The following is a 26,293-nucleotide window of genomic DNA, read 5'->3' as shown; positions in this document are numbered from 1 at the left end:
CCGCAACGCATTCGGGAGGCCCACACCATGGCATTCGGCAAAGGCTGCCACCTTCACCTGATCGACGGCTCGGCCTTCATCTTCCGCGCCTATCACGCGCTGCCGCCGCTCACCCGCAAATCCGACGGGCTGCCCATCGGTGCGGTCGCGGGCTTCTGCAACATGCTGCACAAGTATATCGAGGCCAACACCGGGCCCGATGCCCCCACCCATGCTGCCGTGATCTTCGACTATTCCGGCAAGAGCTTTCGCAACGAGATCTACGACAAGTACAAGGCCAACCGCCCGCCCGCGCCGGAAGACCTTGTGCCGCAGTTCCCGCTCACCCGCGAGGCCACCCGCGCCTTCAACGTCGCCTGCGAAGAGATCGAGGGCTACGAGGCCGATGACATCATCGCCACCCTCTCCTGTCAGGCCCGCGAGGCAGGCGGGCGCGTGACGATCATCAGCTCCGACAAAGACCTGATGCAGCTGGTCGGCGGCGGGGTGGAAATGCTCGACGCGATGAAAAACAAACGCATCGACGTGGACGGGGTGATCGAGAAGTTCGGCGTGAAGCCCGAGCGCGTGGTCGACGTGCAAGCGCTGGCCGGCGATTCCACCGACAACGTGCCCGGTGCGCCCGGCATCGGCATCAAAACCGCCGCGCTGCTCATCAACGAGTATGGCGACCTCGACACGCTGCTGGAGCGTGCCGGCGAGATCAAGCAGCCCAAGCGCCGCGAGAGCCTGCAAGACAACGCCGAGCTCATCCGCATCTCTCAGCGCCTCGTCCAGCTCGACTGCAACACCCCGCTGGATTTCACCCTCGATGACCTTGAGGTGAAAGACCCGGACCCGGAAGCGCTGCTCGCCTTCCTCGCAGAGATGGAGTTTCGCACGCTGGCCAAGCGCGTGGCCGAGCAGTTTGGCACAGAGGCCCCGGTGATCGGCGACACGCCCGGCACCTCCGGCGGCTCTGACGGCGCCGAAGCCTCCGACATGCCGGACCCGACGGCGAGCGAGATCCCCTTTGATCACGCCAAATACGAGCATGTCTCCACCCGCGAGCAGCTTGACGACTGGCTCATGCGCGTGGCCAGCGCGGGCCATGTGGCGGTGGATACCGAAACCACCGGCCTCAACGAGATGACAGCCGATCTGGTGGGCATATCGCTCTCCGTCCCCCCCGGCGAGGCCTGCTATATTCCGCTGGCCCACGTGAAGGGCAGCGGCGATGACCTTTTCGCCGATGAAACCCCCGCCGAGGGCCAATTGCCGCTGAACGAGGCGCTCGATGCCCTCAAGCCGATGCTGGAAGATCCGGCGATCCTGAAGATCGGCCAGAACATCAAGTATGACGCCAAGATCTTCACCCGCTACGGCGTGAAGGTGGCCCCCTTCGATGACACCATGCTGCTCAGCTACGCCATGCACGGCGGCTTGCACGGCCACGGGATGGATGCGCTCTCCGAGCGCTACCTCGGCCACAACCCTATCCCGATCAAGGAGCTGATCGGCACTGGCAAATCCGCGATCACCTTCGACAAGGTGCCACTGGAAGAGGCGGTGAAATACGCCGCCGAGGATGCCGACATCACCCTGCGCCTCTGGCAGGTCTTCAAGCCTCGCCTGCACCGCGCCAAGGTGACGACGGTGTATGAAACGCTGGAACGTCCGCTGGTGCCGGTGCTGGCCGAAATGGAAATGCACGGCGTAAAGGTGGACCGCGACACGCTCTCCCGCATGTCCAACGCCTTCGCCCAGAAGATGGCCGGGCTGGAGGCCGAGATTCACGAACTCGCCGGAGAAAGCTTCAACGTCGGCTCCCCCGCCCAGCTTGGCGATATCCTCTTCGAGAAGATGGGGCTGGAAGGCGGCAAAAAGGGCAAGACCGGCAAATACAGCACCCCGGCGGATGTGCTGGAAGACCTGGCGACTGAGCATGACCTGCCCGCGCGGGTGCTCGACTGGCGGCAACTCTCCAAGCTCAAAAGCACCTACACAGACGCGCTGCAAACCCACATCAATGCCGAGACGGGCCGGGTACACACCAGCTACGCCATCACCGGCGCCAACACCGGGCGGCTGGCCTCGACCGACCCGAACCTGCAAAACATCCCCGTGCGCAGTGAAGAGGGCCGCCGCATCCGCGAGGCCTTCGTGGCCGAGAAGGGCAACAAGCTGGTCAGCCTCGATTATTCCCAGATCGAGCTGCGCATCCTAGCCCATATCGCCAACATCGAAGAGCTGAAGCAGGCCTTCCGCGAGGGGCAGGACATTCACGCGCTCACCGCGTCCGAAATGTTCAACGTCCCGCTCGATGAGATGACGCCCGACATCCGCCGCCAGGCCAAGGCGATCAACTTCGGCGTCATTTACGGGATCTCCGGCTTCGGCCTTGCCCGCAACCTGCGCATCCCCCGCGCCGAGGCGCAGGCCTTCATCGACCGCTACTTCGAGCGCTTCCCCGGCATCCGCGCCTATATGGACAGCACGATTGCCTTCGCCAAGGAGCACGGCCACGTGCAAACCCTCTTTGGTCGCAAGATCCACACGCCGGAGATCAACGCCAAGGGCCCCGGCGCGGGCTTTGCCAAACGCGCGGCGATCAACGCGCCCATTCAGGGCACCGCCGCCGATGTGATCCGCCGCGCGATGGTGCGGATGCCCGAGGCAATTGAGGGGCTGCCCGCCAAGATGCTGCTGCAAGTCCACGACGAACTCATCTTCGAAGTCGAAGAGGCGGCCATCGACGACACCATCGCCGTGGTGAAAAAGGTCATGGAAGGCGCCGCCGCCCCGGCGGTGCACCTCGACGTGCCGCTGGAGGTGGATGCCGGGCAGGGCGACAGCTGGGCCGAAGCGCATTGAGCCGGACGAATGGTGGGCAGATTGCCCACCCTACGAGCGCCGGGTAGGGTGGGCAATCTGCCCACCACGCTGAAAGCCAATGCTCCTCGCGCTCAACAAACCGATGAACCTGCTCTCGCAATTCACCGACGAGGGCAAATGGCAGGGGCTTTCCGGCCTCGGGCTGCCCAAGGGCGTCTACCCCGCAGGCCGCCTCGACCGTGACAGCGAAGGGCTGCTCCTGCTCACCGATGACGGCAAGCTACAGGCCCGCATCTCCTCGCCCAAATTCAAGATGGCCAAGACCTATTGGGTGCTGGTCGAAGGCACGCCCAACGCCGCCGCCCTCGAAGCCCTCAAGATGGGCGTCACCCTCAAGGATGGCCCCACCAAACGCGCCGAGGTGGCGGTGATCGCGCCGCCCGAAGGCCTATGGGAGCGCGACCCACCCGTGCGCATTCGCAAGGCCCCCGACACATGGCTTGCACTCACCATCCGCGAAGGCCGCAACCGTCAGGTGCGCCGGATGACAGCCGCCGTGGGCCACCCGACCCTCCGTCTCATCCGCGCCCAGATCGGCCCCTGGGCGCTTGACGGCCTCGCCCCCGGCGCATGGCGCAAACTGGATGACACCCCACCCGAACCACGCCGCAAGACCCTGCGCCTCAAGCGCTAACAGGCCCCCTCGCGCCGCTCGTCAAACCCGCCGCGGTGCCGTTCCATCCGGTAAAAATCCTGCAAGCTCTTGCCCGGCTCGATGCGGAAGCGCTCGCCCGTCTCCATGCCCTTCACCCGGTCCACCCGAAACATCCGAAAATCATCGCGCAGCTCGCACCAGCCGATCAGCGTCCACGTCCTGCCCCAGAAAATCAGGCTCAAGGGCCGCACCACCCGCGCCGTCTGTGCCCCCTCGGCATCGCCGTAATCCAGCACCAGCCTGTCACGCGCATCCACCGCCCGCTCAATCGCGTCCAGCCGCCGCCGCGTGTCGTCATCCATCAGGTAGGGCATTGAAAACGCGTGTATCTGCAAGCCCGCCGCCTTGTCGCGCTCGGCCTCGGGCAGCACCGCGGAGATCTTAACCAGCGCCTCCTCGGCGGCCTCGGCCATCTCCAGCCCGCCCCAGGCCCGGATCAGACGCGCCCCCGCCACCAGCGCAACAATCTCACTGCGGTTGAACATCAGCGGCGGCAGGTCAAACCCGGCGCGCATCAGATAGCCCACGCCCGCCTCGCCCTCGATCGGCACGCCCGAGCCGACGAGATCGGCGATGTCGCGGTAAATCGTGCGCTCGCTCACCTCCAGCCGCTCGGCCAACATCCGCGCCGTCACCAGCCGCCCCCCTCGGAGCAGCTGGACGATCTGAAACAGGCGATCTGCGCGGCGCATCACTCAATCCTTGGTCTCGAACAACCCGATGGAATTTCCATCCGGATCAACCGTATAGGCAAACCGCCCGAAAGGAATGGGTATAATCCCCGGCAGCACCCGCCCCCCGGCCTCCAACACACGCTCCAGCGCCGTCTCAAGCGCGGGAACGGCCAGATGCACGGTCACGCCGTTGCCATCGCCCGCTGGTTTGCCGGGGTAAAGATGCCCCGCCGTGCCATCCATCGGCGATTTCACCGGCAGCATGGCAATCGGGTTCGCCCCGCTCTCATCCTTGGCGAGCGGATTGCCCAGCACCTTGCCGTAATACTCAATGGCAGCATCCAGATCGCGCACCGGGATCTCGCACCAAACAAGCGCATCCTTCGGCAGGGCCTTCACATCGGCGGGGTTGGTCATTGTCTCGGTCATCACGGGCATCCTCAGACAGGTTTCGATGCCCCATCATCGCACCCCCCTCCTGACACCTACCTGTCAGGAGCCACCAGCCGCTCGCAAGTTTCGCGCAACCTGCTCATTTTCTTGCTGAAAATATCTCAAGACCAAAAGCAATGCGCCGCAAGGCGCTCAATTGAACACGCGTTCAGGGCAGTTCGGCGGCGGGGATGATGCGAAAGAACTTACCGCCCGACCAAAGCCCAAACCACGCGTCCTCCACGCAGCCAACCTCCACCAGCCGGTAAAAGCTCTTGCGGTCGATCAGCGCCTCCAGCCCGGCGCGCACATGCACATAGGGCGATGGCTCGCCGGTGTCAGGGTCGCGCTCCACCCGAATCGGGTCCTCCGGCCCGGCTTCGGTGAAATCGCCCACGTTGGTCTCAAACCGCAGCACCTGCGCCTTGCCCTCGCCATGGGGGGTGAAATCCACCGCGACAAATGGTGCGTCATCCACGGTGATCCCGACCTTCTCCACCGGGGTCACGAGAAAGTAATCCGCGCCTTCCTTCTTCAGGATGGTCGAGAACAGCCGCACCAGCTCGGGCCGGCCAATCGGCGTTCCGAGGTAAAACCACGTGCCATCGCGGGCAATCCGCATGTCGAGATCGCCGCAAAACTCGGGGTTCCACAGGTGAACCGGCGGCAGCTTGCCGGTTTTGGCGGCGCTGCGGGCCGCGGTTTCGATGCTTTGGGCGTCTGGTTTCACAATATCTTGTCTGGCCTTCGATTTCGCCATTGGTCTCACATGCGATAGATGGCTTACTAGGCCATAACCTAGCCGACCAAGGAGAAATGTCATGTCCGACGACGCGGGCCTCGTGCCAGAAATCGAGGCGCTGGCCGAAAAGCTGGGCCAGGCGCGGGCCTCCATCTCCCGCCGGTTCATCGGCCAGGAGAAGGTGGTAGACCTCGTGTTGTCGGCGCTTGTCTGCGGCGGCCACGGCCTGCTGATCGGCCTGCCCGGCCTCGGCAAAACCCGGCTGGTCGATACGCTTTCCACCGTGATGGGGCTGAACGGCAGCCGCATCCAGTTCACCCCCGATCTGATGCCCGCCGATATTCTCGGCTCCGAGGTGCTGGAAACCGCCGAGGACGGCTCCCGCGCCTTCCGCTTCATCGAGGGCCCGATTTTCTGCCAGCTGCTGATGGCCGATGAGATCAACCGTGCTAGCCCGCGCACCCAATCCGCCCTGCTGCAAGCGATGCAGGAAAAGGAGGTCACTGTCGGCGGCCAGCACCGGGTGCTGGAAAAGCCCTTCCACGTGCTCGCCACGCAAAACCCGATCGAGCAGGAGGGCACCTATCCGCTGCCCGAGGCCCAGCTTGACCGGTTCCTCGTGCAGATCGACGTCGAATACCCCGACCGCGACACCGAGCGTGACATCATCCTTGCCACCACTGGCGCCGAAGAGGCAGCGAGCCACCAGATATTCTCTGCCGAAGAGTTGATCGCGGCGCAGGGCCTGCTGCGGCGCATGCCGGTGGGCGACTCCGTGGTCGAGCTGATCCTCGACCTTGTCCGCGCCTGCCGCCCCGAAGACCCGACCGCGCCCGAACAGGTGCAGCGCTCGGTCAGCTGGGGCCCCGGCCCGCGTGCGGCACAGGCGCTGATGATGACGGTGCGCGCCCGCGCCCTGCTGGAAGGCCGCCTCGTGCCCTCCGCCGAGGATGTGCTGGCGATGGCCGCGCCGGTGCTGACGCACCGCATGGCGCTCTCCTTCGCCGCCCGTGCGCGGGGCGAAGAGCTTTCTGCCGTGATCCGCGCCGTTGCCCAAAGCGTCACCCGCGTGGAGGCCGCCGCTTGAGCGACGCCGGTCCAGTTGCTCTTCACGCCGGCGTCGGGCGCGGGCTGCGCTCGAAGGCCGAGGGGCTCGCTGCCGCGCTGCCCCCACTTCTGGCAGATGCCGAGCATCTGGCCCAAACCGTGCTGCTGGGTGCCCACGGCCGCCGCCGCTCGGGCATGGGCGATGAGTTCTGGCAATACCGCCCGCTGGCGGTGGGCGACGAAGCCCGTAGCATCGACTGGCGCCGCTCCGCCAAGTCCGATCAGCACTTCGTCCGCGAAAAGGAGTGGCAGGCCGCGCAATCGGTCATGCTCTGGTGCGACGAGGCGATGTCGATGCGCTTTTCCGGCGAGCCGGGCAAACGCCCCTCAAAGGCAGGCCGCGCCCGGCTGCTGTCGTTGGCCATCGCCGTGCTGCTGGTGCGCGGCGGCGAGCGCGTGGGCCTCGCCCGCCTCGACCAGCCCGCCCGCTCCGGCCCGCTGCAATTGATCCGCATCGCCGATGCCCTTGGCGGCGCGATGGAGGCTGAAGAAAAGGCGCTGCCCGGCCCCGACTATGGCGCACCGCGCGGCGACACCCTGCCGCTGCACTCCCGCGCCGTCTTCCTCTCTGATTTCATGGGCGAGATCGACGCCGCCGAAGCCGCCCTGTCTCGCGCCGCCGACCGGGGCGTGCGCGGCGCGATGCTGATGATCCTCGATCCGGTGGAAGAAGAGTTTCCCTTCGACGGGCGCACCATCTTTGAAAGCATGGGCGGCTCCCTTGCGCATGAAACCCGCAAGGCCGGTGATTTGCGCGCCCGCTATCTCGACCGTCTCGCCGCCCGCAAGGACCGGCTGGAGGCACTCGCCCGCACGACCGGCTGGCAGTTTTCCACCCATCACACCGATACGCCCGCGCAATCTGCGCTGCTCTGGCTCTACGGTGCACTGGAGCATGGCCGCTGATGTTTGCCATCGGTCCCATAGGCTTTACCGCGCCGCTCCTGCTCTGGGCGCTGATCGTGCTGCCGCTGCTCTGGCTGCTGCTCCGCGCCGTGCCGCCCGCGCCGATCCGCCGCCGCTTTCCCGGCGTGGCGCTGCTGCTGGGGCTGGAGGACGAGGATAGCCAGACCGACCGCACGCCGTGGTGGCTGCTGCTGCTGCGGATGCTTGCGGTCGCCGCAATTATCATCGGCTTTGCTGGCCCGGTGCTGAACCCCGAAGAGCGCCGCGAGGGCACCGGCCCGCTGCTGATCGCGCTCGATGGCGGCTGGGCCGATGCCCGCGACTGGCCGGGGCGCATGGCCCGGATCGAGGGGCTGCTGGCCGATGCCGCGGCGACTGACCGGCCGGTGGCCGTGGTCTCGCTCACCGCGCTGCCTGCTCCGGGCGAGCTGCCGATGCTCGCCGCCGCCGCATGGGGCCCGCGCCTTGCCGGGCTGGAGCCGATGGCATGGACGCCCGAAAGCGGCGATGCGGTGGCGTGGGTGGAAAGCCTCGGCGAGGGGTTTGAGACCTATTGGCTCTCCGATGGCCTCGCCCACGAGGGCCGGGCCGATGTTCTCGCTGCCTTTGAAGACAAGGGCCCGGTGACGGTGTTTGAAAGCCCGCGCCGCCCCCTCGGCCTGCGCCCGGCCCGGTTTGAGGATGGGCAAGTGCGGCTGACCGTGTTGCGCCCGGACGAGACCGCCGCGCAAACCGCCACGGTGCTGGCCTATGGCCGCGATCCTTCGGGCACCGAGCGGGTGCTGGCCCGCGCCGAGGCGGCGTTTGAGGCGGAGGCCACCGAGGCCGAGGTGGCCCTCGTGCTGCCCGCCGAGCTGCGCAACCGGATCACCCGCTTTGAGCTTCAGGCCGCACGCGGGGCAGGGGCCGTGAGCCTCACCGATGACGGGCTGCGCCGCCGCGAGGTCGCCCTCATTGCGGGCCGCGAAGACCGCGAAGGGCTGGAGCTGCTCTCGCCACTGCACTACCTGCAACGTGCGCTGGAGCCGACGGCTGACCTCGTGGAAGGCACGCTGCCCGATATCCTCCTCGCCAACCCCGATGCCATCGTCTTTGCCGATGTCGCCGATCTGCCGCAGGCCGAAAAGGACGATCTGCTGGAGTGGGTCGAAGAGGGCGGCATGCTGCTACGCTTCGCCGGGCCGCAGCTTGCGGCCTCCGATCTCAGCCGCCGCGATGAAGACCCGCTGATGCCGGTGCGGCTGCGGGAAGGCGGGCGCTCGGTAGGCGGCGCGATGAGCTGGGGCGAGCCCAAGGCCCTGCGCCCCTTCCCCGAAAATTCGCCCTTCTATGGCCTCGGCCTGCCGGATGACGTCACGGTGACGGCGCAGGTCATGGCCCAGCCCGACCCGGACCTCGCCGACCGGGTGATTGCCGCGCTGGCCGATGGCACGCCACTGGTAACACGCAAGCGGATCGGTCAGGGCTCTGTGGTGCTGTTTCATGTGACGGCCAATGCCGAATGGTCCTCGCTGCCGCTCTCCGGCCTCTTCGTCCAGATGCTCGAACGGCTGGCGATCTCCACCCGGCCCGCAACCCCGGAGGCCAGCGAGCTGGAGGGCACCGTATGGACCCCGGAACGGGTGCTCGATGGCTTTGGCATGGTTCAGGATGCAGGCACGCTGGCGGGCGTTGACGGCGCAGACCTTGGCGCGGCGCTGGCCGGTGACGCGCCAATCGGCCCCGCGCTGCGCCCCGGGCTCTATGCGGGGGAAGACCGGTTGATCGCGCTCAACGTGCTGGGTGACACCGCCACGCTGGAGCCCGTCACATGGCCCGCCCGCATCCCCGTCGAGGGGCTGGCGGTGAGCCGGGAGACGGCGCTGAAAGGCTTCGTGCTCACGGCCGCCCTGGTGGCGCTGGCGCTCGATATCATCGCCTCGCTCTGGCTCGGCGGCCGCCTCTTCGCCCCCCGCGCCAAGGGCATTGCGCGGCGCTCTTCGGCGGCGGGCGCGCTGCTTATCGCTGCGCTCGTCGCAGCCACGCCCGATGGCGCGCAGGCCCAGACCGACGAGGCCGCCGAAATCTTTGCGCTGGACGCCACAACCGAGGTCGTGCTGGCCCATGTCATCACCGGCGATCCCCGGCTCGACGAGGTGGCCCACGCCGGGCTCACTGGCCTCTCTGACACGCTCTTCCGCCGCACCTCCATCGAACCCGCCGAACCCATAGCGGTGAACCTCGAAACCGATGAGCTGGCCTTCTTCCCCTTCCTCTACTGGCCGGTCAGCCCCAACCAGCCGATCCCCTCCGCCGAGGCCTATGCCAAGCTCAACCGCTACCTGCGCACCGGCGGGATGATCCTGTTTGACACCCGCGATGCCGATATCGGCGGCTTCGGCGCGGCCACGCCCGAGGGCCGCAAGCTGCAAGAGCTGGCCGCCCCGCTCGATGTGCCGCCGCTGGAGCCGATCCCGCAGGACCATGTGCTGACCCGCACCTTCTACCTGCTGCAGGATTTTCCCGGCCGCTGGGCCAGCCGCGATGTCTGGGTCGAGGCCGCCCCGCCCGATGCCGAGGTGGTGGAGGGCATGCCCTTCCGCAATCTCAATGACGGGGTGACGCCGGTGGTGATCGGCGGCAACGATTGGGCCGCGGCCTGGGCGGTGGAAAACAACGGCGCGGCGATGTTCCCCGTGGGGCGCGGCTACGCGGGCGAGCAGCAACGTGAAATCGCCTATCGCTTCGGGGTGAACCTGATCATGCATGTGCTCACCGGCAACTACAAATCCGACCAGGTCCACGTGCCGGCCCTGCTCGACAGGCTGGGCCAATGATGAACGCCGACAGCATCATCTTCGATCCGCACCTGCCATGGATCGCGCTCTATGCCGCAATCGCGCTGGCCGTGCTGTTCATCGCGCTCGCCATCTGGCGCGGGCTGGCGGGCTGGTGGCTGCGGGCGCTCGCCGCTGCGGCCCTTCTGGTGGCATTGGCCAACCCCTCGCTACAACAGGAAGAGCGCAACCCGCTTTCGGATATCGTGCTGGTAGTGGTGGATGAAAGCTCGTCGCAGGGCCTCTCGGACCGCGCCGAGCAGACCCAGGCCGCCCTGGGCCGGGTGCTGGCGCAGATCGCCGCGATGCCCAACACCGAGGCCCGCGTGGCCGTGGTGGGCGATGGCGAGGGCGACGAAGGCACGCGCGCCATGGCCGCCCTCTCAGAGGCGCTGGCCGAAGAGCCGCGCGCGCGGGTGGCCGGGGCCATCCTCATCTCTGACGGGCGGGTGCACGACATGGAGCGCACGCCCGATCTGCCCGCGCCCCTGCACCTGCTGATGACCGGTCACAGCACCGACTGGGATCGCCGCCTCGTGGTGCAGAACGCCCCCGCTTTCGGCATCCTCGGCGAGGAAATCACCCTGACCCTGATGATCGAAGACCAGGGCGATCTGCCTTCGGGGGCGGGGCGCGGCGCCACCGTGCCGCTCTCCATCGCCGTGGATGGCGAGGAGCCGCGCACCTACGATGTGCCGGTGGGCGAGGAGCTGACGCTGCCCGTGACGCTCTCCCACGGTGGCAAGAACGTGATCCAGTTCATCACCCCGACGGCAGAGGGCGAGCTGACCGACCGCAACAACGCCGCCGTGGTGCAGATCAACGGCGTGCGTGATCGCCTGCGGGTGCTCTTGGTCAGCGGCGAGCCGCACCCCGGCGAGCGGACATGGCGCAACCTGCTGAAATCCGACAGCTCGGTCGACCTCGTGCATTTCACCATCCTCCGCCCGCCCGAGAAGCAGGACGGCGTGCCAGTGAGTGAGCTGTCGCTCATCGCCTTCCCCACCCGCGAGCTCTTCATCGAGAAGATCGACGAATTCGACCTGATCATCTTCGACCGCTACAAGCGACGCGGTATCCTGCCCACGCTATACCTCGACAACATCCGCGATTACGTCGAGCGGGGCGGCGCTGTGCTGGTGGCGGCGGGGCCGGATTTTGCCAGCGCCGACAGCATCTACCGCTCGCCGCTGGGCGACATCATGCCTGCCTCGCCCTCGGCCCGCGTGCTGGAAGAGGGCTACCTGCCCGAGGTGACCGAGCTGGGCGAGAAGCACCCGGTGACCGAGGGCCTCGAAGCGCTCTACCCCTCCGAGGAAGAGGGCGTGCCGGGCTGGGGCCGCTGGTTCCGCCTTGTCGATCTTATCCCAGCGCCCGGCGAGAACGGTGGACAGGTGGTGATGTCGGGGCTGGAAGAGCGCCCGTTGCTGGTGCTCCAACGCCACGGCGAGGGCCGGGTGGCGCTGATGGCCTCCGATCACGCATGGCTCTGGTCGCGCGGTTTCGAGGGCGGCGGCCCGCAGCTGGAGCTTCTGCGGCGGCTGGCGCATTGGATGATGAAAGAGCCGGATCTCGAAGAAGAGAGCCTGACAGCCGAAGCCGTAGGCCAGGAGATGACAATCACCCGCCGCACGCTCGGGGATGCGCCCTCCGAGGTGGAGGTGACGGCCCCCGATGGCACGGTGCATGTGGTGCCGCTTACAGAGGTGTCGCCCGGGCTCTATCAGGGCGTGTTCGAAGGCCCCGACCTTGGCCTCTACCGGCTCGCCGAGGGCGACAAGACAGCCGTGGTCGCGCTTGGCCCGTCAGCGCCCAAGGAATTTGAAGAGACAATCGCAACCGGCGCTGTTGTGGAACCGGCGGTCGACGCTCGGCGTGGTGGGGTAATGCCGTTGGAAGAGGGCACCCCGGCGATCCGCGAAGTGCGCGAAGGCCGGGTGGCCTCGGGCCGGGGCTGGATCGGGATAAACCCGCGCGGGGCCTATGTTACGGCAGATGTCACGGTGATTCCGCTGGTGAACCCGCTGCTGTTCCTCGTGCTGGCGGCGCTGCTGACACTTGGCGCATGGCTGGTGGAAGGGCGGCGCGGCGCGAAAGCGGCCTGAGGCTACAGCCCGCGCCCACTGGGTGGCGCCCACTGTGGTGTGGGGGCCAACCCACCACCCGCCTAACGCAGATCCACCTGATACCGCGCCCCATCCCAGCCTTCGGGGAGGGTGCTCGTTTCGATCCACACGCGAGTCACCCCTTGCGGAATCCTCACGCCACCGAGGCCGCGAGTGAAGGGCTGCTCATCCACATGCGGATGCGCCAACACGCGGGTGCCAAGCACCTTTCCGGTTTCATTCGTCACGCGCCAGCCGTTGGCATAATCTTCCCAGCCCGTATCGCCGTGGCTGAGCGTCACTTCAAAGCGCCAGGCCCTGCCCGATGGCGTGGCCGTGACCGCCTCAACAACGGCAGGGTCGGCATGGGCGGGAAGGGCGAAGAGGGTAAGAGCAATCCAGCGCATGTGGCGCAGCATGGCATAGATGACGCTGCAGCGCACTCACATGGCTGTTAGCGACCGGGCCAGTCAGTTGTCGGGCTGCATCAGCACTTCGCGCGACTGGCTCCAGAACTCCCGGCGCCAGATCACCACCGAAGTCACCACCGCGCCCAGCCCAAGCCCCCACGGCCCCACCAGCCAGCCAAGGGCCCCCAGCGCAAAGTAGATCGACCGCATCCCGCGATTGAAGCTCTTGGCGGCGGCGATGTTGATCTCGGCAGCCTTGGCGGCACGCGGGTAGGTGGAGGGATCATCCTGATCATTCGGAATCGCCCCCATCACCACCGAGGTGTAGCCAAACAGCCGGTGCGCCCAGACGAACTTGAGGAAGGCATTGGCGAGGAAAAACAGGATCAGCGTGATCTTAACCTCGAAGGCCAGCGTAGAGGTGGTGCCAAGCGAGAGGTCTTCGGCAAGGCCGGTCAGTTGCTCGGGATTGCCGATCACCGCCAGCCCGCCACCGATTGAGATCATGCAGGCGGAGGCAAAAAACGTGGTGCCCTGCCGCAGGCTGCCCAGAATGGTGGCGTCAAAGATGCGTGGCTGCCGGGTGATATGCTCGCGCAGCCAGTTGCGGCGGTACTCCTGCATCAAAACCGAAACCGAGGGCTTGCCCGCAGGCGGGTGCTCCACCACCCAGCCCAGCCCGGCCCAAAGCGTCAGAATGAGCGCGACGGCAACGCCATCGGTGCTGGTGAAAGGGGCAAGAAGCGGCATCAGATCCATGGCCGGACCCTATGTCGCGCCAGCGCCGGTTGCCAGATGGCAAAATTGGTTATATTTTCTGACCAATTCAGCAAGGGAGGGAGCCGCGCCCATGGAAATGCCCCAGCCAGATCCGCAAATCCTCGCCCGTAAGGCCCGGATCGTCGCCCGCCTGCGCGCGGCCCTGCCCGGCGGCGTGATCGACGCGGAGGAGGAGGTGCGGGCCTATGAGTGCGACGCGCTCACCGCCTACAAGTGCCCGCCGCTTGCCGTGGTGCTGCCCTCCACCACCGAAGAGGTCTCCGCTGCGCTGAAGGTGTGCCACGAGGAAGGCGTGCCCGTGGTGCCGCGCGGCGCGGGCACTTCGCTGGCGGGTGGGGCGCTGCCCACGGCGGATTGCGTCATCCTCGGCGTCGCCCGCATGGCCGAGGTGCTCGAAAGCAACTACCCCGACCGCTACGTGCATGTGCAAACCGGGCGCACCAACCTGAGCGTCACAGGCGCGGTGGAGGCCGATGGCTTCTTCTATGCCCCCGACCCGTCGAGCCAACTCGCCTGCGCCATCGCGGGCAACATCGCCATGAACTCCGGCGGCGCGCATTGCCTCAAGTACGGCGTGACCACCAACAACCTGCTCGGCGTGACGATGGTGCTGGCCGATGGCACGATCACCAAGGTCGGTGGCCCGTGGATGGACGCGAACGGCCTCGACCTGCTCGGCCTCATCTGCGGCTCCGAAGGCCAGCTTGGCGTGGTCACTGAAGCCTGGCTGCGGATCCTGCCCAAGCCCGAGGGCGCGCGGCCCGTGCTGATCGGTTTCGACAGCTCCGAAGTGGCGGGCCAATGCGTGACCAACATCATCAAGGCGGGCGTGCTGCCCGTGGCCATCGAGTTTATGGACCGCCCCTGCATCCGCGCCACCGAGGCCTTCGCCGGGGCGGGCTACCCTGATTGCGAGGCGCTCCTGATCGTGGAGGTCGAAGGCTCGGAGGCCGAGATTGACGCGCAGCTGGCACTGATCTGCGGCATCGCTGAAGAGCTGAACCCGGTGGAATTGCGCCAAAGCGCAAGCGCCGACGAAAGCGCCCGCATCTGGCTGGGGCGCAAATCGGCCTTCGGCGCGATGGGCCAGATCAACGACTACATGTGCCTTGATGGCACCATCCCGGTCAGCGAACTGCCGCGCGTGCTGCGCCGCATTGGGGAGATGAGCGAGGAGTTCGGGCTGGAGGTCGCCAACGTCTTCCACGCCGGGGATGGCAACATGCACCCGCTGATCCTGTTCAACGCCAACGAGGAGGGGCAGCTGGAGCTCTGCGAGCAATTCGGTGCCGAGATCCTCAAGCTCTGCGTCGAGGTCGGCGGTTGCCTGACAGGCGAGCATGGCGTGGGCATCGAGAAGCGCGACCTGATGGAGGTGCAATATCGCCCCGATGATCTGGCCGCGCAGATGGACGTAAAAGACGTGTTCGATGCGGGCTGGATCCTGAACCCGGCCAAGGTGTTTCCGCTGACGGTCTCTGCGGGGCGGCGGCGCGCGCCGGAACAGGCGGCGTGAGCGCTGCTGGGTCGGGATTGGATATTTAGAGCAAGAAAATGAACAGGTTGAGCATCATGGAGCCGGCAAGCGAGGCGGAACTGGCAGAGGCGCTTGCAGGCGCGGGATCGCCAGTCTCGGTGCGCGGTGGCGGCACGCGCGGGATCGTGGCCGAGGGCGCGGCGCTGCGCTACGCGGGGCGCGGCATTTCGCTCTACGAGCCGGGCGCGCTGACGCTGGTGGCGCAGGCAGGCACGCCGGTGGCAGAGATCGAGGCGGCGCTGGCGGCGGAAGGGCAGCGGCTGGCCTTCGAGGTGCCCGACATGCGCGGGCTGCTCGGCACCGAGGGAGAGAGCACCATTGGCGGCGTCGTGGCGGCCAATGCCAGCGGCCCCCGGCGGGTTTCTGTGGGCGCGGCGCGGGATTTCCTGCTTGGGGTGCGTTTTGTCGATGGCGCGGGCCGCGTGGTGCAGAACGGCGGGCGGGTGATGAAGAATGTTACCGGCTACGATCTGGTGAAGCTGATGGCCGGAAGCCACGGCACGCTTGGGGTGTTGACGGAGGTGTCGCTGAAGGTGCTGCCGAAGCCCGAGGTGGCGGGCGTGCTTTCCATCGACGGGCTTTCGGTGGGCGATGCGGTGGCGGCGATGAGCGCCGCGCTGGGCACGCCATGGGAGGTGACGGCGGCCTGCCATACCGACCTCTCAGCCAATGACCGGCCCTCGACGCAGCTGCGGATCGAGGGAATGCAGGCGTCGGTCACCTACCGGCTCGACCGGCTGAAGGCGCATCTCGCCCCCTTCGGTGAGGTCGAGACCACCCTGAGCGACACCCATGACTGGCCCTGGTTCCGCGATGTGGAGCGCTTCGCGGGCGGGGAAGAGGATGTCTGGCGGCTGCATTGCAAGCCCTCCGACGCGCCCGGCCTCGCGGCGCGGCTGCCCGAGGGCGCGAAGGTGATGCTCGACTGGGGCGGCGGGCTCATCTGGGCCGCTGTCGCGCCGGGCACCGACCTGCGCGCTACGCTCGGCCCCTTTGACGGCCACGCGACGCGGGTGCGGGGGCAGGGGGGCAGCATCGCCCGCTTCCACCCCGAGCCGCCCGCGCTTGCCGCGCTCACCGCCGGGCTGCGGGCCAAGTTTGACCCGCGCGGCATTCTGAACAGGGGCCTGATGGCATGAAGACCGAATTCACCGAAGCCCAACTGGCTGATCCGGGCACCGCACGCGCCAATGAGATCCTGCGCGCCTGCGTCCACTGTGGCTTTTGCACCGCCACATGCCCGACCTATCAGGTGCTGGGCGATGAACTCGACAGCCCCCGTGGCCGGATCTACCTGATCAAGGACATGCTCGAAAACGAGCGCGTGCCCGACGAGAAAACCGTCAAGCACATCGACCGCTGCCTCTCCTGCCTCGCCTGCATGACGACATGCCCCTCCGGCGTGCATTACATGCACCTCGTCGACCACGCCCGCGCCTATATCGAAGAGCGCTACAAACGGCCTCTGGGTGACCGCGCCCTGCGCTGGATCCTCGCCCGCATCCTGCCCTACCCGGGGCGGTTCCGGCTGGCGCTGTTGGGAGCCAAGATCGGGCGGCCGTTTCGCGGGCTGATCCCCTCGGCTCGGTTGCGTGCGATGCTGGAGATGGCCCCCGCCGTCATCCCCCCGGTCAGCCGCAACGACGACCCGCAAAGCTTCGCCCCCACGGCCCCGCGCCGCAAGCGGGTGGCGCTGATGACCGGCTGTGCCCAGAAGGCGCTGAACACCGACATCAACGATGCCACCATCCGGTTGCTCACCCGGCTTGGTTGCGAGGTGGTGGTGGCCGAGGGCGCCGGTTGCTGCGGGGCGCTGACGCATCACATGGGCCGCGAGGCCGAAGCCCACGGAACGGCGGGTAAAAACATCCGGGCATGGGCGGCGGAGATGGAGGGGCAGGGGCTCGATGCCATCGTTATCAACACCTCCGGCTGCGGCACCACGGTCAAGGACTATGGCCACATGTTCGCGCAAACCGAGCTTGCCGATCAGGCCGCCCGGGTGGCCGGGATCGCCAAGGATATCTCCGAGGTGCTGGCCGACCTGATGCCCGAGGCCCCGGTGGAGGCGCGCAACCTCGCCAAATCCGAGATCGCCGGCACCGATGCCAAGGCGCAATCCGGCGAGGGCAGCGGCCCGATCCGCGTGGCCTATCACGCCGCCTGCTCGCTCCAGCACGGCCAGAAGATCAAGGACCACCCCAAGGCGCTGCTGAAGGCGGCGGGCTTCGAGGTGGTCGAACCGGCCGACAGCCACCTCTGCTGCGGTTCGGCGGGCACCTACAACCTGATGCAGCCGGAGATTTCGGGCCAGCTCAAGGCCCGCAAGGTGCGCACGCTGGAGGCCAAGGCCCCCGACATCATCGCCGCAGGCAACATCGGCTGCATGATGCAGATCGGCTCGGGCACCGCCACGCCCATCGTGCACACCGTCGAACTGCTGGATTGGGCCACCGGCGGGCCGAAGCCTCCGGCGCTTTGCCCCGATGTCAATTGACGAGGCTTTCCTGCAACGATCACGCGGCCAGCGCCAGAGCCGCCACAATATCGCCCAACCCCACCGCTAAGCAGGCCCCCGAACCAGACCGGGACCGCCATGCGCAACGCTTTCCTCTCTGCCCTCACCGGGCTCCTCGCCCTTGCCAGCCTCCCTGCCTCTGCGCAGGAAACCGGCCTGACGAGCCTTGCCACCAGTGACCAGGGGCGCGGCTGGGAAGCCGTCGGGCGGCTGGAAATGGGGCGCAAGAGCTTTTGCACCGGCGCGCTCATCGCGCCTGATCTGGTGCTGACGGCGGCGCATTGCCTTTACGAGATGGATACCGGCGCGCGGGTGGATGTGTCTGGCGTGGAGTTTCGCGCAGGCTGGCGCAACGGGCGGGCAGAGGCCTATCGCGGTGTGCGCCGGGCGGTGACCCATCCGGATTATGTGTATGAAGGGCGCGACCAGCTGGACCGGGTCGCGCTGGACGTTGCGCTGCTGCAGCTCGACAGGCCAATCCGCAACATCCGCGTCACCCCGTTTGACACCGCCGATGCGCCGGGCGCGGGCGATAGCGTCAGCGTTATCTCCTATGCGCAAGACCGGGCCGAAGCGCCCGCCTATGAAAGCGGCTGCGAGGTGATGGAACGGCGCGGCGGTGTGCTGATGTTCACCTGCTCGGTCGATTTCGGCTCTTCGGGCGCGCCAATCTTCACCATCGGCGCACGCGGGCCGCAGGTGGCCTCGGTGGTCTCGGCCAAGGCCACGATGCAGGGCCGCCCGGTGGCGCTGGGCACCGAGCTGGAGCCCGTGCTGAGCGTGCTGATGGAGCAGCTCTCCTCGGGCGGCGGCGCGTTGAACCCGGGCGGCACGGTGCGCTTTCTGGGCGGCGGAAACAGCGGCGAGCGGCGCGAGATTGGCGCCCGCTTCGTGAAGCCGTGATGCTGCGCCGCGCCCTCTTCGCCGCGCTGGCGCTGGCCCTCGCCACGCCTGCCTTCGCCGATAGCGCCCTGCGCCGCCTGTCGCTGCGCTCCGAGGGGCTGGGCTGGGAGGCCGTGGGCCGGCTCGACCTTGGCCGTGGCTCCTTCTGCTCTGGCGCGCTCATCGCCACCGATCTCGTGCTGACAGCGGCCCATTGCCTCTTCGACCGTGAAGGCAACCGGCTCGACCCGCGCCGCATCACTTTCCGCGCGGGCTACCGCGACGGGCAAGACGTGGCCGCCCGCCAGGGCGCGCGCGCCGTGGTGATGGCGGGCTACGCGCCGGTGAGTGATGATGTGATCGGCCAGCTGCGCACCGACGTTGCGCTGCTCCAACTCGATCGCCCAATTGCCGCCGCCAATGCCGCGCCCTATGCGCTCTCCGGCAACGTGCGCACCGGTGGCACCGTTTCGGTTGCCTCCTACGGGCAGGGCCGCGAAGAGGCGCTTTCGCTGCAACGCTCCTGCGGCGTGCTGGGCGAGCGGATCGGCGCGCTGGCCTTCTCCTGCGATGTCACCTTCGGCTCTTCCGGTGCGCCAGTGTTCGAGATGTCCTCGGGCCGTCCCGCGATTGTGTCGATCATTTCCAAGGGCGCGCGCGAAGATGGCAAGGTGCTGTCTCTCGGCATGCGCGTTGAGCCCGCCGTGCGCCAGCTGCGGGCCGATCTGCGGGCCGGGCGCGGCGTGTTCCCTCAAGCCGGGGGCGCACAGGCCAAACGGCTGCGCGTGGGGGCCTCCTCCAGTACCGGCGCGCGCTTCATCCGCCCCGGCAATGGCCCCAAGTTCGTAAAGCCCTGAGCCTGAAGCAACCGCAACGTACCGCGCCAGCACGCCGCCCGGCCTGCCCTGCACCTCGGCGACAAGCCGGATTGCAGGTTTCTCCGAATGCACGTTAGGGTGGTGTCCGGCGGTGTCGACAGCCCGCTGGTGTAAGTGGTGAACCAAGTTCGGGGTGGATGCTGGCGTGGCAGTGTACGTGACAGGGGTGCACGGAACGGAGGACGGCCCCGGAGACCGGGCGATTCTTGAAACCTCCGAAACCGAGATCGACCCGGATACCTCAGACCTGTTGGCGAGCCTTCGCGGGCCCGCCGAAGATGGCCTCAACACATTTCTGGTGCTCGACCCGGTGCGCCGCAAAGCGGTGACGGGCGTGTTTGACCTCGACGGCGCAGACGTGCCGCTGCAATCCCTCTTCGAGGGCCGGGCGGCGGAGGAGGCCGCTGAAACGGCGCCCTATCTCGCCGATCTAACCGTTGCCCCGGACGAGCCGCCCTCACGTTTTACCACTGGCTTCCTCAAGGCGCATTGGGGGCGGGACACGGGGCTTCTGATCCGGTCTCGCGGCAGCTTTGCAGAAGTGCGCCGTCATCTGCGACGCTTCACCAAGCTGCGCCGCGAGGCCGACGGCCGCTGGTTTTTCTTTCGGTTCTGGGATCCGCTCGTGGCCGGGCGATACTTCCGGACCATCTCCGAAAGCGAGCGCCGCGCCGAACAGTGGTTTGGCCGGGGGCTGATCGACAGTTTCATTGTTGAGGAGGAGGCTGGAAAGACGGCAACCTGCTTCCGCCCGGCGCAGCTGCCCGAACATGCGAACAGGCCGCTTGGGCCTGTGGTGTTGAAAGAGTGGGAGCTGCGCCCCTTCAGAACAAACGCCTTCGACCGTGACGTGGAGCGCATGGCGCGCAACCTCAAGGGCGACTTTGGCCCGGAGTTGAAGCACTACCCCGAAGGGGCCGTTGCGCGGCTGATCCGCCCGGTGCTGGAGCGCTTCACCGCCCTGGGCTTCCGGCGCAAGGAGCACCTGCATGTGATCGCGGCCTGGAGCCTGTTCTATGGCCCCGGCTTCATCGAGATGGACCGCGAAGGCGAACTGGCGCGGATTTGCGCTGCCGACGCGCCCGAGCGTGAGCGGTTTGCCGCGATGAAAGCCCGGATGGAGGGGTTTGGCGCCCCGGAGGAGGTGCAATGAGCCTGACGCCCAAGGATGTAACCGCGCGCTCCGAACACACCGGCCTTGCCAACGCAGGAGAGATCGGCTCGGAGTGCAAGATCTGCGCGTTGGCGGCGGGGGTGAAGTTTGCCTACGACGACCCGTGGAAAACCCCGATCACCGACCTGGAGGTGCGCCTGGCCGACATGTCGGGCGGGGTGCTGGTGGATGCGATGAAAACCGAGGCGCCCGCAAACCGGGGCGCGGCCGATGCGGCCCCCGGCACCGGCGCGTTGCGGCCAGACCTGGGCGGCGTGACCCATGGCGAAGTGCCCGCCAGCGCCGGGTTTCTGACCGCAACCACCAACCCGAGCCAGGATATCCCCACGGTGGCCGAGGAGGCATGGCAGCTTGAGCAGGATATCGTCCGCGAGCTGGAGGCCTTCGAAACCTCGATGAAGGCCACCTTCCGGCCCTATGTGGAGGAATGGGAGCGCGACGGGGTCATCGGGGCGGCGGTCGATTTCAACAAGGGCGTGCTGCGTGGCATCGGCAACTGGTGGGACGGGGAGAAGGATTTTTGGGGCACCGCATGGGGCGCGCTCAAATCCTCCGCCGCCGCCATTGGCGATTACATCGGGGAGGCGAATGACGAGGGGCTGCCATGGTGGCTGCCGGGCGCAGTACCCTTGAACGTGGGCGCGAAGATCGCCCGCGATACCGGCAGTGCCATCGTGGGCCTGTTCCAGAGCGACGGGGTGATGGACTACCTTGAGGAGCTGGGCGAGCTGATGCGCGCCTTCCTTGCGGGGGATATCGACCGGATCGCGACGAGCCTCGGGAAGCTGACGGGGCTGGAGGCCCTCGGCGGGGTGATCGGCGAGTTTGGCGCGATGATCCGCGAGGCCACCACCGACGGCATCGACTGGATCCGCGACATGATCGAGGTGCTGCGCCGCACGCCGGTGCTGAACCTCATGGTCAACACCGCGATGCGCTGCCTGCTGCTGATGACGCCCAATTTCTGGGCCGGGGTCATCGGCGAGGGGCTGGGGTTCATCGTCCCCGAGCTGCTGATCTGGCTGATCACCACGATCATCGCCGCCCTGAGCGCCGGAGCCGGCGCCGCCGCCCTCGCCTCCCGCTGCGCCAGCATCGCCTCCAAGATCCGCACCGCGATCTCCGGCGGGCAGCATGTGGCGAAGATCCTGGCCTTCCTGGACGGGATCCAGCCGATCTTCTCGAAGGTCGGTGCGCTTGCGAAGAAGCTGCGGCAGAGTATTGATGAGGTCGGCACGCGGATCATCCACGAAGGCCACGTGGTTGTTCGCAAGGCGCGGTACTGGGAACAAAGGTTGGACGAGTTGGCGTCTCAAGGGCACGGGCCGCAACGGCATGAGGGGGATGTGACGGATGTACAATTGTTACTCCGCAGCATGCTTGGCCATGATCCGATGACCGGTACCGTTGTGGACTATGACAAGTTCCTCAGGAAATACGGTGTCCCCTATAATCCGGCAGAGCATGGGCGGCCGCCTACTCTTTCGGGCGAAATGATCGACGTCCCCGGAAAGGGAACGCTCAAGGTCGAGATGAGCAAAAAGATCCTACACGCTACTGGAGATCACGCGACGAAGATCAACACGAAAGCCGATTACGTCAGGGCCTATGATGAGGTATTGAAACATCCTGATTTCAAGGCATTCTTGAAGAGTGCCGAAGCAGACGAACCGATTAGAGTTCCCGCCAAAGATATTTTTGGCTCAAACTTCCAGGCGCGCTTCAAAGGATATGACCTCAATGGAGACCCAACCGTGTTTGGGCCGGACACCCAGATTGTTGCGGTTTTTGAGAAAGGTCAAAATGGGACAGTAAAGCTTATCACACTATATCCTGACCCCTAAGGAGGACAGACCATGACCCTCTCACGTCACTTAAATAAATTACTGATGTACTTTAACGCCAATGTCTCAATATCCGATAGGCTGCCTAGGTTTGTGGAAAGCTTAAGCGAATTGGACAGGCAAGCACTCCAGCAAGAGTTCAAGACTGCACTTGAAAAGGACCTCCTTACAGAACGAGATTTTTACAAGGCGACATCATGCAGTCCGGCAAGCAAAGACTCCGCCCGCGCGTTTTTCGAAAGCGTCTATCGCTACGCCTTTGAAGGGGGCGAAGAAACGGATCTCTCGGACTATTGGCTCAAAATTGGTTATCGTAAAAACTGGGAATAAGGTCGCCCGCTGCGCCAGCATCGCCTGAAAATTCCGCGCCGCGATCACCGGCGGTCAGCATGTGGCGAAGATCCTGGCCTTCCTGGACGGGATCAAGCCGATCTTCGCGAAGATCGGTGCCCTTGCGAAGAAGCTGCGGCAGAGTATTGATGAAAAAGCCGAGCGGATCATGACCAAGAGCCACCGCGTCGAGCGATCAGCGCGGTATTGGCGAAAAAGGCTGGACGAGTTGGCGCAGGATGTTCCGGGCGCTCACGGCCCCCAGAGGCATGAAGGTGATGTTACCGATCAAGCCCTCCTTGACAGAATCTTGCACGGCATTGATCCAATGTCCGGGACGACGATTGATGCGGTAACGGGCAAAAAGCACCGCAAACCCAGAAAGGCGACGAAGATAAACACGCCCACCGACTACGTCAGGCTGTACGATCACATCGCCGGAGAACTGAGAGATGAACTTTTGGACAAAGCAAGGTTGGCGCGGTACGGCGGCGAAAAAATTTTCAAAATGGAATTTCCAATCAATGACGTATTCAAGGGTAATGTAAACCAAAGGATGCGAGGCTACGCTAAGGTCAGCAGAAGAAAACCTCAAGGCGTCGTGCCGCTGGATTTCGAAGGCGGCGCAATATTAGCGTTCTTTAGGTTTCGAGATGATGGAACGTTCGGTTTATACTCGATGTTTCCCGAGCCGAGGACTTAGATAATGATCAAAAAAAATTCAGTCCACGCATATAACCTGCGGTCGGCATTGAGCACATACCTTTGTGATCAAGAGTGGGACGCCGAGGAGTTGAGGTCTTTGTGCCGCGACCGCAAAGAGCTGGACGCTGCGATATTGGCGCAGTTGGAGTACGAGATGTTCACACCACGGGACGTCAATAAAATGACGGGCCTGGGCCAAGCGAGCCCGGGGAGTCTTGCTGCGTTCTTCAGTGCATTAAGGGCCTATCTGTTCTCCGGTGCCGCGGAGCCTGATCCCGACGACTATTTCGACTGAAGCCGGTGGGCAGTGGTCGTTGATCGCGTATCGCAATCATCCTTGCGCAAGGCACGGCCTGTAGATGGGTATCTTGCCTCTGACCCATGTGAGGCGATCAGACACGAAGCCCGCATCCCCCGTTGAAGAATCTGGATCGTAACGCCAACAGAAAGTTGTCTCATCTCCTTTGACCAACTTGATGTGGCGACTACAGCCGCCGCCTGTGGAATGACGAGGTGGGCACACGGATTATCCACGAAAGCCACGTGGTGGTGCGCAAGGCGCGGTACTGGGAAAAAAGGTTGGACGAGTTGGCGGCTCAAGGGCACGGGCCGCAACGGCATGAGGGGGATGTGACAGATGTACAATTGTTCTTCCGAAGCCTGCTTGGCCATGACCCGATGACCGGCACCGTTGTGGACTATGACAAGTTCCTCAGGAAATACGGTGTCCCCTATAATCCGGCAGAGCATGGGCGGCCGCCTACTCTTTCAGGCGAAATGATCGACGTCCCAGGAAAGGGAAAGCTCCGGGTCGAAATGAGCAATAAGATCCTACACGTCAGGGGCAAACACGCGACGAAGATCAACACAAAAGCCGATTACGTCAGGGCTTATGATGAAGTGGTAAAGCATCCAGATTACAAAGCATTCTTGAAAAATGGCGAAAAGAAAGACGAAATTAAAGTTCCCGCCAGAGAGATCTTTGGCACCAGCTTTCGGACACGCTTTAAAGGATATGATCTCAATGGAAATGCAACAATCTTTGGCCCAGACACCATGATTGCTGCAGTCTTCGAAAAGGATGCAAACGGGATGCCGAAACTCGTCACACTTTATCCCAACCCTTAAGGAAAACAGGACATGGCCCTCTCACGCCACTTTAGAACTTCACTAGCTCACTTCAATGCCAATGTGGATAGGCCCGATGAGCTACCTGAATATCTAGAAAGCCTAACAGAATTAAACAGACAAGAACTCAAGAATGAGTTCAAAAACGCGCTTGATAAAGACCTCCTCACAGAGAGAGAATTTTACGACGCGACAGCCTGCGATCCGGCCAGCAAAGACTCCGCCCGCGCGTTTTTCGAAAGCGTCTATCGCTACGCCTTTGAGGGTGGCGAGGAAACGGACCTTACGGACTATTGGAAGACACCGCCAAACTGGAGAAGCTACGATTAAAGTCGTCCGCTGCGCCAGCATCGCCTGAAAGATCCGCGCCGCGATTTCGGGCGGGCAGCATGTGGCGAAGATCCTGGCGTTTCTGGACGGGATCAAGCCGATCTTCTCGAAGGTCGGTGCCCTTGCGAAGAAGCTGCGGCAGAGTATTGATGAAACGGTCGAAGGGATCCTGACCACGAGCCACCGCGTCGAACGCTCCGCGCGGTATTGGCGGAAGAGGCTGGGGGAGTTAGCTCGGGATGTTCCGGGCGCTCATGGCCCCCAGAGGCATGAAGGAGCCGTTACCGATCAAGCCCTCCGGGACAGAGTTACGGACGGCATTGATCCGATGTCTGGAACGACGACTGATGCGGTCACGGGGAAGAAGCACGCAAAAGTCCGTGTGGCTACGAAGTTTAACACGGAAGCTGACTATGTGCGCGCCTACGATCATATCTTCACAGAGCGCTCCACTCAGCTCCACGACAGTGCGGCACGAGCGCGATATGGAGGAGAAAAATCCTTCGAGGTAGACTTCCCAATTTCGGACATCTTTGCTGATGGGGTAAATAGCCGGTTGAAAGGGTATAGAAGAATTGGACCAAGGTCATCCAAGAAGATTGAACTGGTAGATTTTGAGGGCGGGTATATAAGAGCGATTTTCAAGTTTCGAGAAGATGGTACGTTTGGCCTTTACACGATGTATGCAAATCCAAGGAAGCAGAAATGAACAAGATCGAACGCGCCAGCGCAAAAGCGTACATAAGAAAAATTTTCAACATATATATTGACGAGCAGAACTATGAACCGAGCACCTTGAAGCAGGATTTCGAGAATCAGGGCGCGTATCTTAAGCGCTGCCTGCAAGAGCAGATCGACAAGCCGTTGTTTACGGCTGAGGAGTTCACTAACACCTATGGACATGGAGATTTGACTGAGGACAGCCTCAAAGGGTTTATCCAGGCGTTGCTGGACTATGTTTTCAACAGCGGAGATTTCCCGGATCCTGATGATTTTTTCTACTAGCCAAAAGGCTGAATTCTCAGACATCTTCGAATTCTCGGCGTGTCGCAAGGAGCGCATAATATGTTTTTATCGAGCGAATTTAAAACTCCACTGATGTACTTCGATGCCAATCTGACGAAATTGGATGAGCTACCCGAGTATGTGGAGAACTTAAGCGAATTGGACAGGCAGGCACACCAGCAAGAGTTCAAGTCCGCTCTTGATAAAGACGTCCTTACGGAGCGAGATTTTTACAACGCAACGAAATGCGATCCGGCAAGCAAAGACTCCGCCCGAGCGTTCTTTGAGAGCGTCTATCGCTATGCCTTTGAAGGAGGCGAGGAAACGGACCTTACAGACTATTGGAAGACACCGCCGTATTGGCACATTCTGACTTGAACCGCCAAGAAACGGCGCGGGCAGCCCGAAGCAAAGGCAGTGCGCTGCGATAATCTGGCGCGCCTTCCTCGCGGGTGACATCG

26 protein-coding genes are annotated in these 26,293 nt (G+C 64.6%); 21 read left to right on the top strand and 5 right to left on the bottom strand.

The genetic code is table 11. From position 1 onward, the window contains the following. The first annotated feature begins 27 nt into the window (after nt 1-27). Nucleotides 28-2,853 carry a DNA polymerase I gene (polA, locus tag FHY55_RS17670; RefSeq protein WP_140015443.1) on the top strand — a complete coding sequence of 942 codons (2,826 nt, stop codon included), beginning with the start codon at nt 28-30 and terminating at the stop codon, nt 2,851-2,853. 79 nt (nt 2,854-2,932) lie between these two features. Next, nucleotides 2,933-3,508, top strand: a complete 576-nt coding sequence (locus FHY55_RS17665; protein WP_140015442.1) for a pseudouridine synthase — start codon at nt 2,933-2,935, stop codon at nt 3,506-3,508. On the opposite strand, the gene FHY55_RS17660 is transcribed toward FHY55_RS17665, so the two are convergent. The 3 genes from FHY55_RS17660 to FHY55_RS17650 all read right to left on the bottom strand — a co-directional run bounded on the left by FHY55_RS17660 (nt 3,505) and on the right by FHY55_RS17650 (nt 5,395). After that, nucleotides 3,505-4,221, bottom strand: a complete 717-nt coding sequence (locus tag FHY55_RS17660) for a YafY family protein (RefSeq protein WP_140015441.1) — start codon at nt 4,219-4,221, stop codon at nt 3,505-3,507. The two genes, FHY55_RS17665 and FHY55_RS17660, sit on opposite strands and share 4 nt — an antisense overlap. Nucleotides 4,222-4,224: 3 nt before the next feature. Further along, nucleotides 4,225-4,632, bottom strand: a complete 408-nt coding sequence (locus FHY55_RS17655) for a VOC family protein (RefSeq protein ID WP_254695359.1) — start codon at nt 4,630-4,632, stop codon at nt 4,225-4,227. A gap of 172 nt (nt 4,633-4,804) precedes the next feature. Beyond that, nucleotides 4,805-5,395, bottom strand: coding sequence for a DUF1285 domain-containing protein (locus FHY55_RS17650; RefSeq protein WP_140015440.1), 591 nt, complete (start codon nt 5,393-5,395; stop codon nt 4,805-4,807). 61 nt (nt 5,396-5,456) lie between these two features. Here FHY55_RS17650 and FHY55_RS17645 point away from each other — a divergent pair, with 61 nt between their 5' ends. The 4 genes from FHY55_RS17645 to FHY55_RS17630 are packed head-to-tail and all read left to right on the top strand — an operon-like array spanning nt 5,457 to nt 12,311. Beyond that, nucleotides 5,457-6,464 carry a MoxR family ATPase gene (locus FHY55_RS17645; protein WP_140015439.1) on the top strand — a complete coding sequence of 336 codons (1,008 nt, stop codon included), beginning with the start codon at nt 5,457-5,459 and terminating at the stop codon, nt 6,462-6,464. After that, entirely contained in the window at nt 6,461-7,390 is a 930-nt protein-coding gene (locus FHY55_RS17640) for a DUF58 domain-containing protein (protein ID WP_254695358.1), read from the top strand. Before FHY55_RS17645 ends, FHY55_RS17640 begins: the two co-directional genes overlap by 4 nt. Further along, nucleotides 7,390-10,206: a DUF4159 domain-containing protein gene (locus FHY55_RS17635; RefSeq protein ID WP_140015438.1), complete on the top strand. Its 2,817-nt coding sequence runs from the start codon at nt 7,390-7,392 to the stop codon at nt 10,204-10,206. Before FHY55_RS17640 ends, FHY55_RS17635 begins: the two co-directional genes overlap by 1 nt. Then, a complete protein-coding gene (locus tag FHY55_RS17630; RefSeq protein WP_140016175.1) occupies nt 10,206-12,311 on the top strand; it encodes a hypothetical protein in 2,106 nt (701 codons plus the stop codon). Before FHY55_RS17635 ends, FHY55_RS17630 begins: the two co-directional genes overlap by 1 nt. Before the next feature lie 62 nt (nt 12,312-12,373). Here the strand turns inward: FHY55_RS17630 and FHY55_RS17625 are convergent, their stop codons facing one another. Together FHY55_RS17625 and FHY55_RS17620 are read right to left on the bottom strand one after the other, a co-directional pair. Next, nucleotides 12,374-12,754 (bottom strand): hypothetical protein, encoded by a 381-nt coding sequence (locus FHY55_RS17625; protein WP_371706938.1) that lies wholly within the window; start codon nt 12,752-12,754, stop codon nt 12,374-12,376. Between the two features lie 27 nt (nt 12,755-12,781). Continuing rightward, nucleotides 12,782-13,480 carry a DUF599 domain-containing protein gene (locus FHY55_RS17620; RefSeq protein ID WP_140015437.1) on the bottom strand — a complete coding sequence of 233 codons (699 nt, stop codon included), beginning with the start codon at nt 13,478-13,480 and terminating at the stop codon, nt 12,782-12,784. Between the two features lie 91 nt (nt 13,481-13,571). Here FHY55_RS17620 and FHY55_RS17615 point away from each other — a divergent pair, with 91 nt between their 5' ends. From FHY55_RS17615 to FHY55_RS17545, 15 genes are all read left to right on the top strand, one after another. After that, nucleotides 13,572-15,017, top strand: a complete 1,446-nt coding sequence (locus FHY55_RS17615; protein WP_140015436.1) for an FAD-linked oxidase C-terminal domain-containing protein — start codon at nt 13,572-13,574, stop codon at nt 15,015-15,017. A 56-nt stretch (nt 15,018-15,073) separates the two neighbouring features. After that, complete coding sequence (locus tag FHY55_RS17610) at nt 15,074-16,177, top strand: FAD-binding protein (RefSeq protein ID WP_140016173.1); 1,104 nt, start codon at nt 15,074-15,076, stop codon at nt 16,175-16,177. Then, nucleotides 16,174-17,535, top strand: a complete 1,362-nt coding sequence (glcF, locus tag FHY55_RS17605; RefSeq protein WP_140015435.1) for a glycolate oxidase subunit GlcF — start codon at nt 16,174-16,176, stop codon at nt 17,533-17,535. The genes FHY55_RS17610 and glcF overlap by 4 nt, the downstream gene beginning before the upstream one ends. 99 nt (nt 17,536-17,634) lie before the next feature. Continuing rightward, nucleotides 17,635-18,459 carry a serine protease gene (locus FHY55_RS17600; protein ID WP_140015434.1) on the top strand — a complete coding sequence of 275 codons (825 nt, stop codon included), beginning with the start codon at nt 17,635-17,637 and terminating at the stop codon, nt 18,457-18,459. Then, nucleotides 18,459-19,295, top strand: coding sequence for a serine protease (locus tag FHY55_RS17595; RefSeq protein ID WP_140015433.1), 837 nt, complete (start codon nt 18,459-18,461; stop codon nt 19,293-19,295). The genes FHY55_RS17600 and FHY55_RS17595 overlap by 1 nt, the downstream gene beginning before the upstream one ends. A gap of 166 nt (nt 19,296-19,461) precedes the next feature. Continuing rightward, nucleotides 19,462-20,469, top strand: a complete 1,008-nt coding sequence (locus FHY55_RS17590; protein ID WP_168223050.1) for a DUF4123 domain-containing protein — start codon at nt 19,462-19,464, stop codon at nt 20,467-20,469. Beyond that, a complete protein-coding gene (locus tag FHY55_RS17585; RefSeq protein ID WP_140015431.1) occupies nt 20,466-22,334 on the top strand; it encodes a hypothetical protein in 1,869 nt (622 codons plus the stop codon). Before FHY55_RS17590 ends, FHY55_RS17585 begins: the two co-directional genes overlap by 4 nt. A 12-nt stretch (nt 22,335-22,346) precedes the next feature. Beyond that, entirely contained in the window at nt 22,347-22,664 is a 318-nt protein-coding gene (locus FHY55_RS17580) for a hypothetical protein (RefSeq protein WP_140015430.1), read from the top strand. Nucleotides 22,665-22,725: 61 nt separating this feature from the next. After that, entirely contained in the window at nt 22,726-23,367 is a 642-nt protein-coding gene (locus tag FHY55_RS17575; RefSeq protein WP_140015429.1) for a GDP-mannose 4,6-dehydratase, read from the top strand. Between the two features lie 3 nt (nt 23,368-23,370). After that, entirely contained in the window at nt 23,371-23,664 is a 294-nt protein-coding gene (locus FHY55_RS17570; RefSeq protein ID WP_140015428.1) for a hypothetical protein, read from the top strand. A 218-nt stretch (nt 23,665-23,882) separates the two neighbouring features. After that, nucleotides 23,883-24,497, top strand: coding sequence for a hypothetical protein (locus FHY55_RS17565; protein WP_140015427.1), 615 nt, complete (start codon nt 23,883-23,885; stop codon nt 24,495-24,497). A gap of 12 nt (nt 24,498-24,509) precedes the next feature. Further along, nucleotides 24,510-24,827: a hypothetical protein gene (locus tag FHY55_RS17560; RefSeq protein ID WP_140015426.1), complete on the top strand. Its 318-nt coding sequence runs from the start codon at nt 24,510-24,512 to the stop codon at nt 24,825-24,827. A gap of 61 nt (nt 24,828-24,888) precedes the next feature. Continuing rightward, complete coding sequence (locus FHY55_RS17555) at nt 24,889-25,536, top strand: hypothetical protein (RefSeq protein ID WP_140015425.1); 648 nt, start codon at nt 24,889-24,891, stop codon at nt 25,534-25,536. After that, the gene (locus tag FHY55_RS17550; protein WP_140015424.1) at nt 25,533-25,832 is read left to right on the top strand and encodes a hypothetical protein; all 300 of its coding nucleotides are present in this window, start codon (nt 25,533-25,535) and stop codon (nt 25,830-25,832) included. The genes FHY55_RS17555 and FHY55_RS17550 overlap by 4 nt, the downstream gene beginning before the upstream one ends. A 60-nt stretch (nt 25,833-25,892) precedes the next feature. After that, nucleotides 25,893-26,210, top strand: a complete 318-nt coding sequence (locus tag FHY55_RS17545; protein WP_140015423.1) for a hypothetical protein — start codon at nt 25,893-25,895, stop codon at nt 26,208-26,210. Nucleotides 26,211-26,293: the final 83 nt, after the last annotated feature.

Source organism: Oceanicola sp. D3 (assembly GCF_006351965.1).
GTDB lineage: Bacteria > Pseudomonadota > Alphaproteobacteria > Rhodobacterales > Rhodobacteraceae > Vannielia.
The sequence above is the reverse complement of the archived record's forward strand: the minus strand, read 5'-3'. Positions and strand labels throughout refer to the sequence as shown.

Excerpts from the sequence above, each read along its gene's own strand:
- polA (WP_140015443.1), top strand. The coding sequence starts at position 28 with ATGGCATTCGGCAAAGGCTGCCACCTTCACCTGATCGACGGCTCGGCC.
- FHY55_RS17665 (WP_140015442.1), top strand. The coding sequence starts at position 2,933 with ATGCTCCTCGCGCTCAACAAACCGATGAACCTGCTCTCGCAATTCACC.
- FHY55_RS17660 (WP_140015441.1), bottom strand. The coding sequence starts at position 4,221 with ATGCGCCGCGCAGATCGCCTGTTTCAGATCGTCCAGCTGCTCCGAGGG.
- FHY55_RS17655 (WP_254695359.1), bottom strand. The coding sequence starts at position 4,632 with ATGACCGAGACAATGACCAACCCCGCCGATGTGAAGGCCCTGCCGAAG.
- FHY55_RS17650 (WP_140015440.1), bottom strand. The coding sequence starts at position 5,395 with ATGGCGAAATCGAAGGCCAGACAAGATATTGTGAAACCAGACGCCCAA.
- FHY55_RS17645 (WP_140015439.1), top strand. The coding sequence starts at position 5,457 with ATGTCCGACGACGCGGGCCTCGTGCCAGAAATCGAGGCGCTGGCCGAA.
- FHY55_RS17635 (WP_140015438.1), top strand. The coding sequence starts at position 7,390 with ATGTTTGCCATCGGTCCCATAGGCTTTACCGCGCCGCTCCTGCTCTGG.
- FHY55_RS17630 (WP_140016175.1), top strand. The coding sequence starts at position 10,206 with ATGAACGCCGACAGCATCATCTTCGATCCGCACCTGCCATGGATCGCG.
- FHY55_RS17620 (WP_140015437.1), bottom strand. The coding sequence starts at position 13,480 with ATGGATCTGATGCCGCTTCTTGCCCCTTTCACCAGCACCGATGGCGTT.
- FHY55_RS17615 (WP_140015436.1), top strand. The coding sequence starts at position 13,572 with ATGGAAATGCCCCAGCCAGATCCGCAAATCCTCGCCCGTAAGGCCCGG.
- FHY55_RS17610 (WP_140016173.1), top strand. The coding sequence starts at position 15,074 with ATGGAGCCGGCAAGCGAGGCGGAACTGGCAGAGGCGCTTGCAGGCGCG.
- glcF (WP_140015435.1), top strand. The coding sequence starts at position 16,174 with ATGAAGACCGAATTCACCGAAGCCCAACTGGCTGATCCGGGCACCGCA.
- FHY55_RS17600 (WP_140015434.1), top strand. The coding sequence starts at position 17,635 with ATGCGCAACGCTTTCCTCTCTGCCCTCACCGGGCTCCTCGCCCTTGCC.
- FHY55_RS17595 (WP_140015433.1), top strand. The coding sequence starts at position 18,459 with ATGCTGCGCCGCGCCCTCTTCGCCGCGCTGGCGCTGGCCCTCGCCACG.
- FHY55_RS17585 (WP_140015431.1), top strand. The coding sequence starts at position 20,466 with ATGAGCCTGACGCCCAAGGATGTAACCGCGCGCTCCGAACACACCGGC.
- FHY55_RS17580 (WP_140015430.1), top strand. The coding sequence starts at position 22,347 with ATGACCCTCTCACGTCACTTAAATAAATTACTGATGTACTTTAACGCC.
- FHY55_RS17570 (WP_140015428.1), top strand. The coding sequence starts at position 23,371 with ATGATCAAAAAAAATTCAGTCCACGCATATAACCTGCGGTCGGCATTG.
- FHY55_RS17560 (WP_140015426.1), top strand. The coding sequence starts at position 24,510 with ATGGCCCTCTCACGCCACTTTAGAACTTCACTAGCTCACTTCAATGCC.
- FHY55_RS17550 (WP_140015424.1), top strand. The coding sequence starts at position 25,533 with ATGAACAAGATCGAACGCGCCAGCGCAAAAGCGTACATAAGAAAAATT.
- FHY55_RS17545 (WP_140015423.1), top strand. The coding sequence starts at position 25,893 with ATGTTTTTATCGAGCGAATTTAAAACTCCACTGATGTACTTCGATGCC.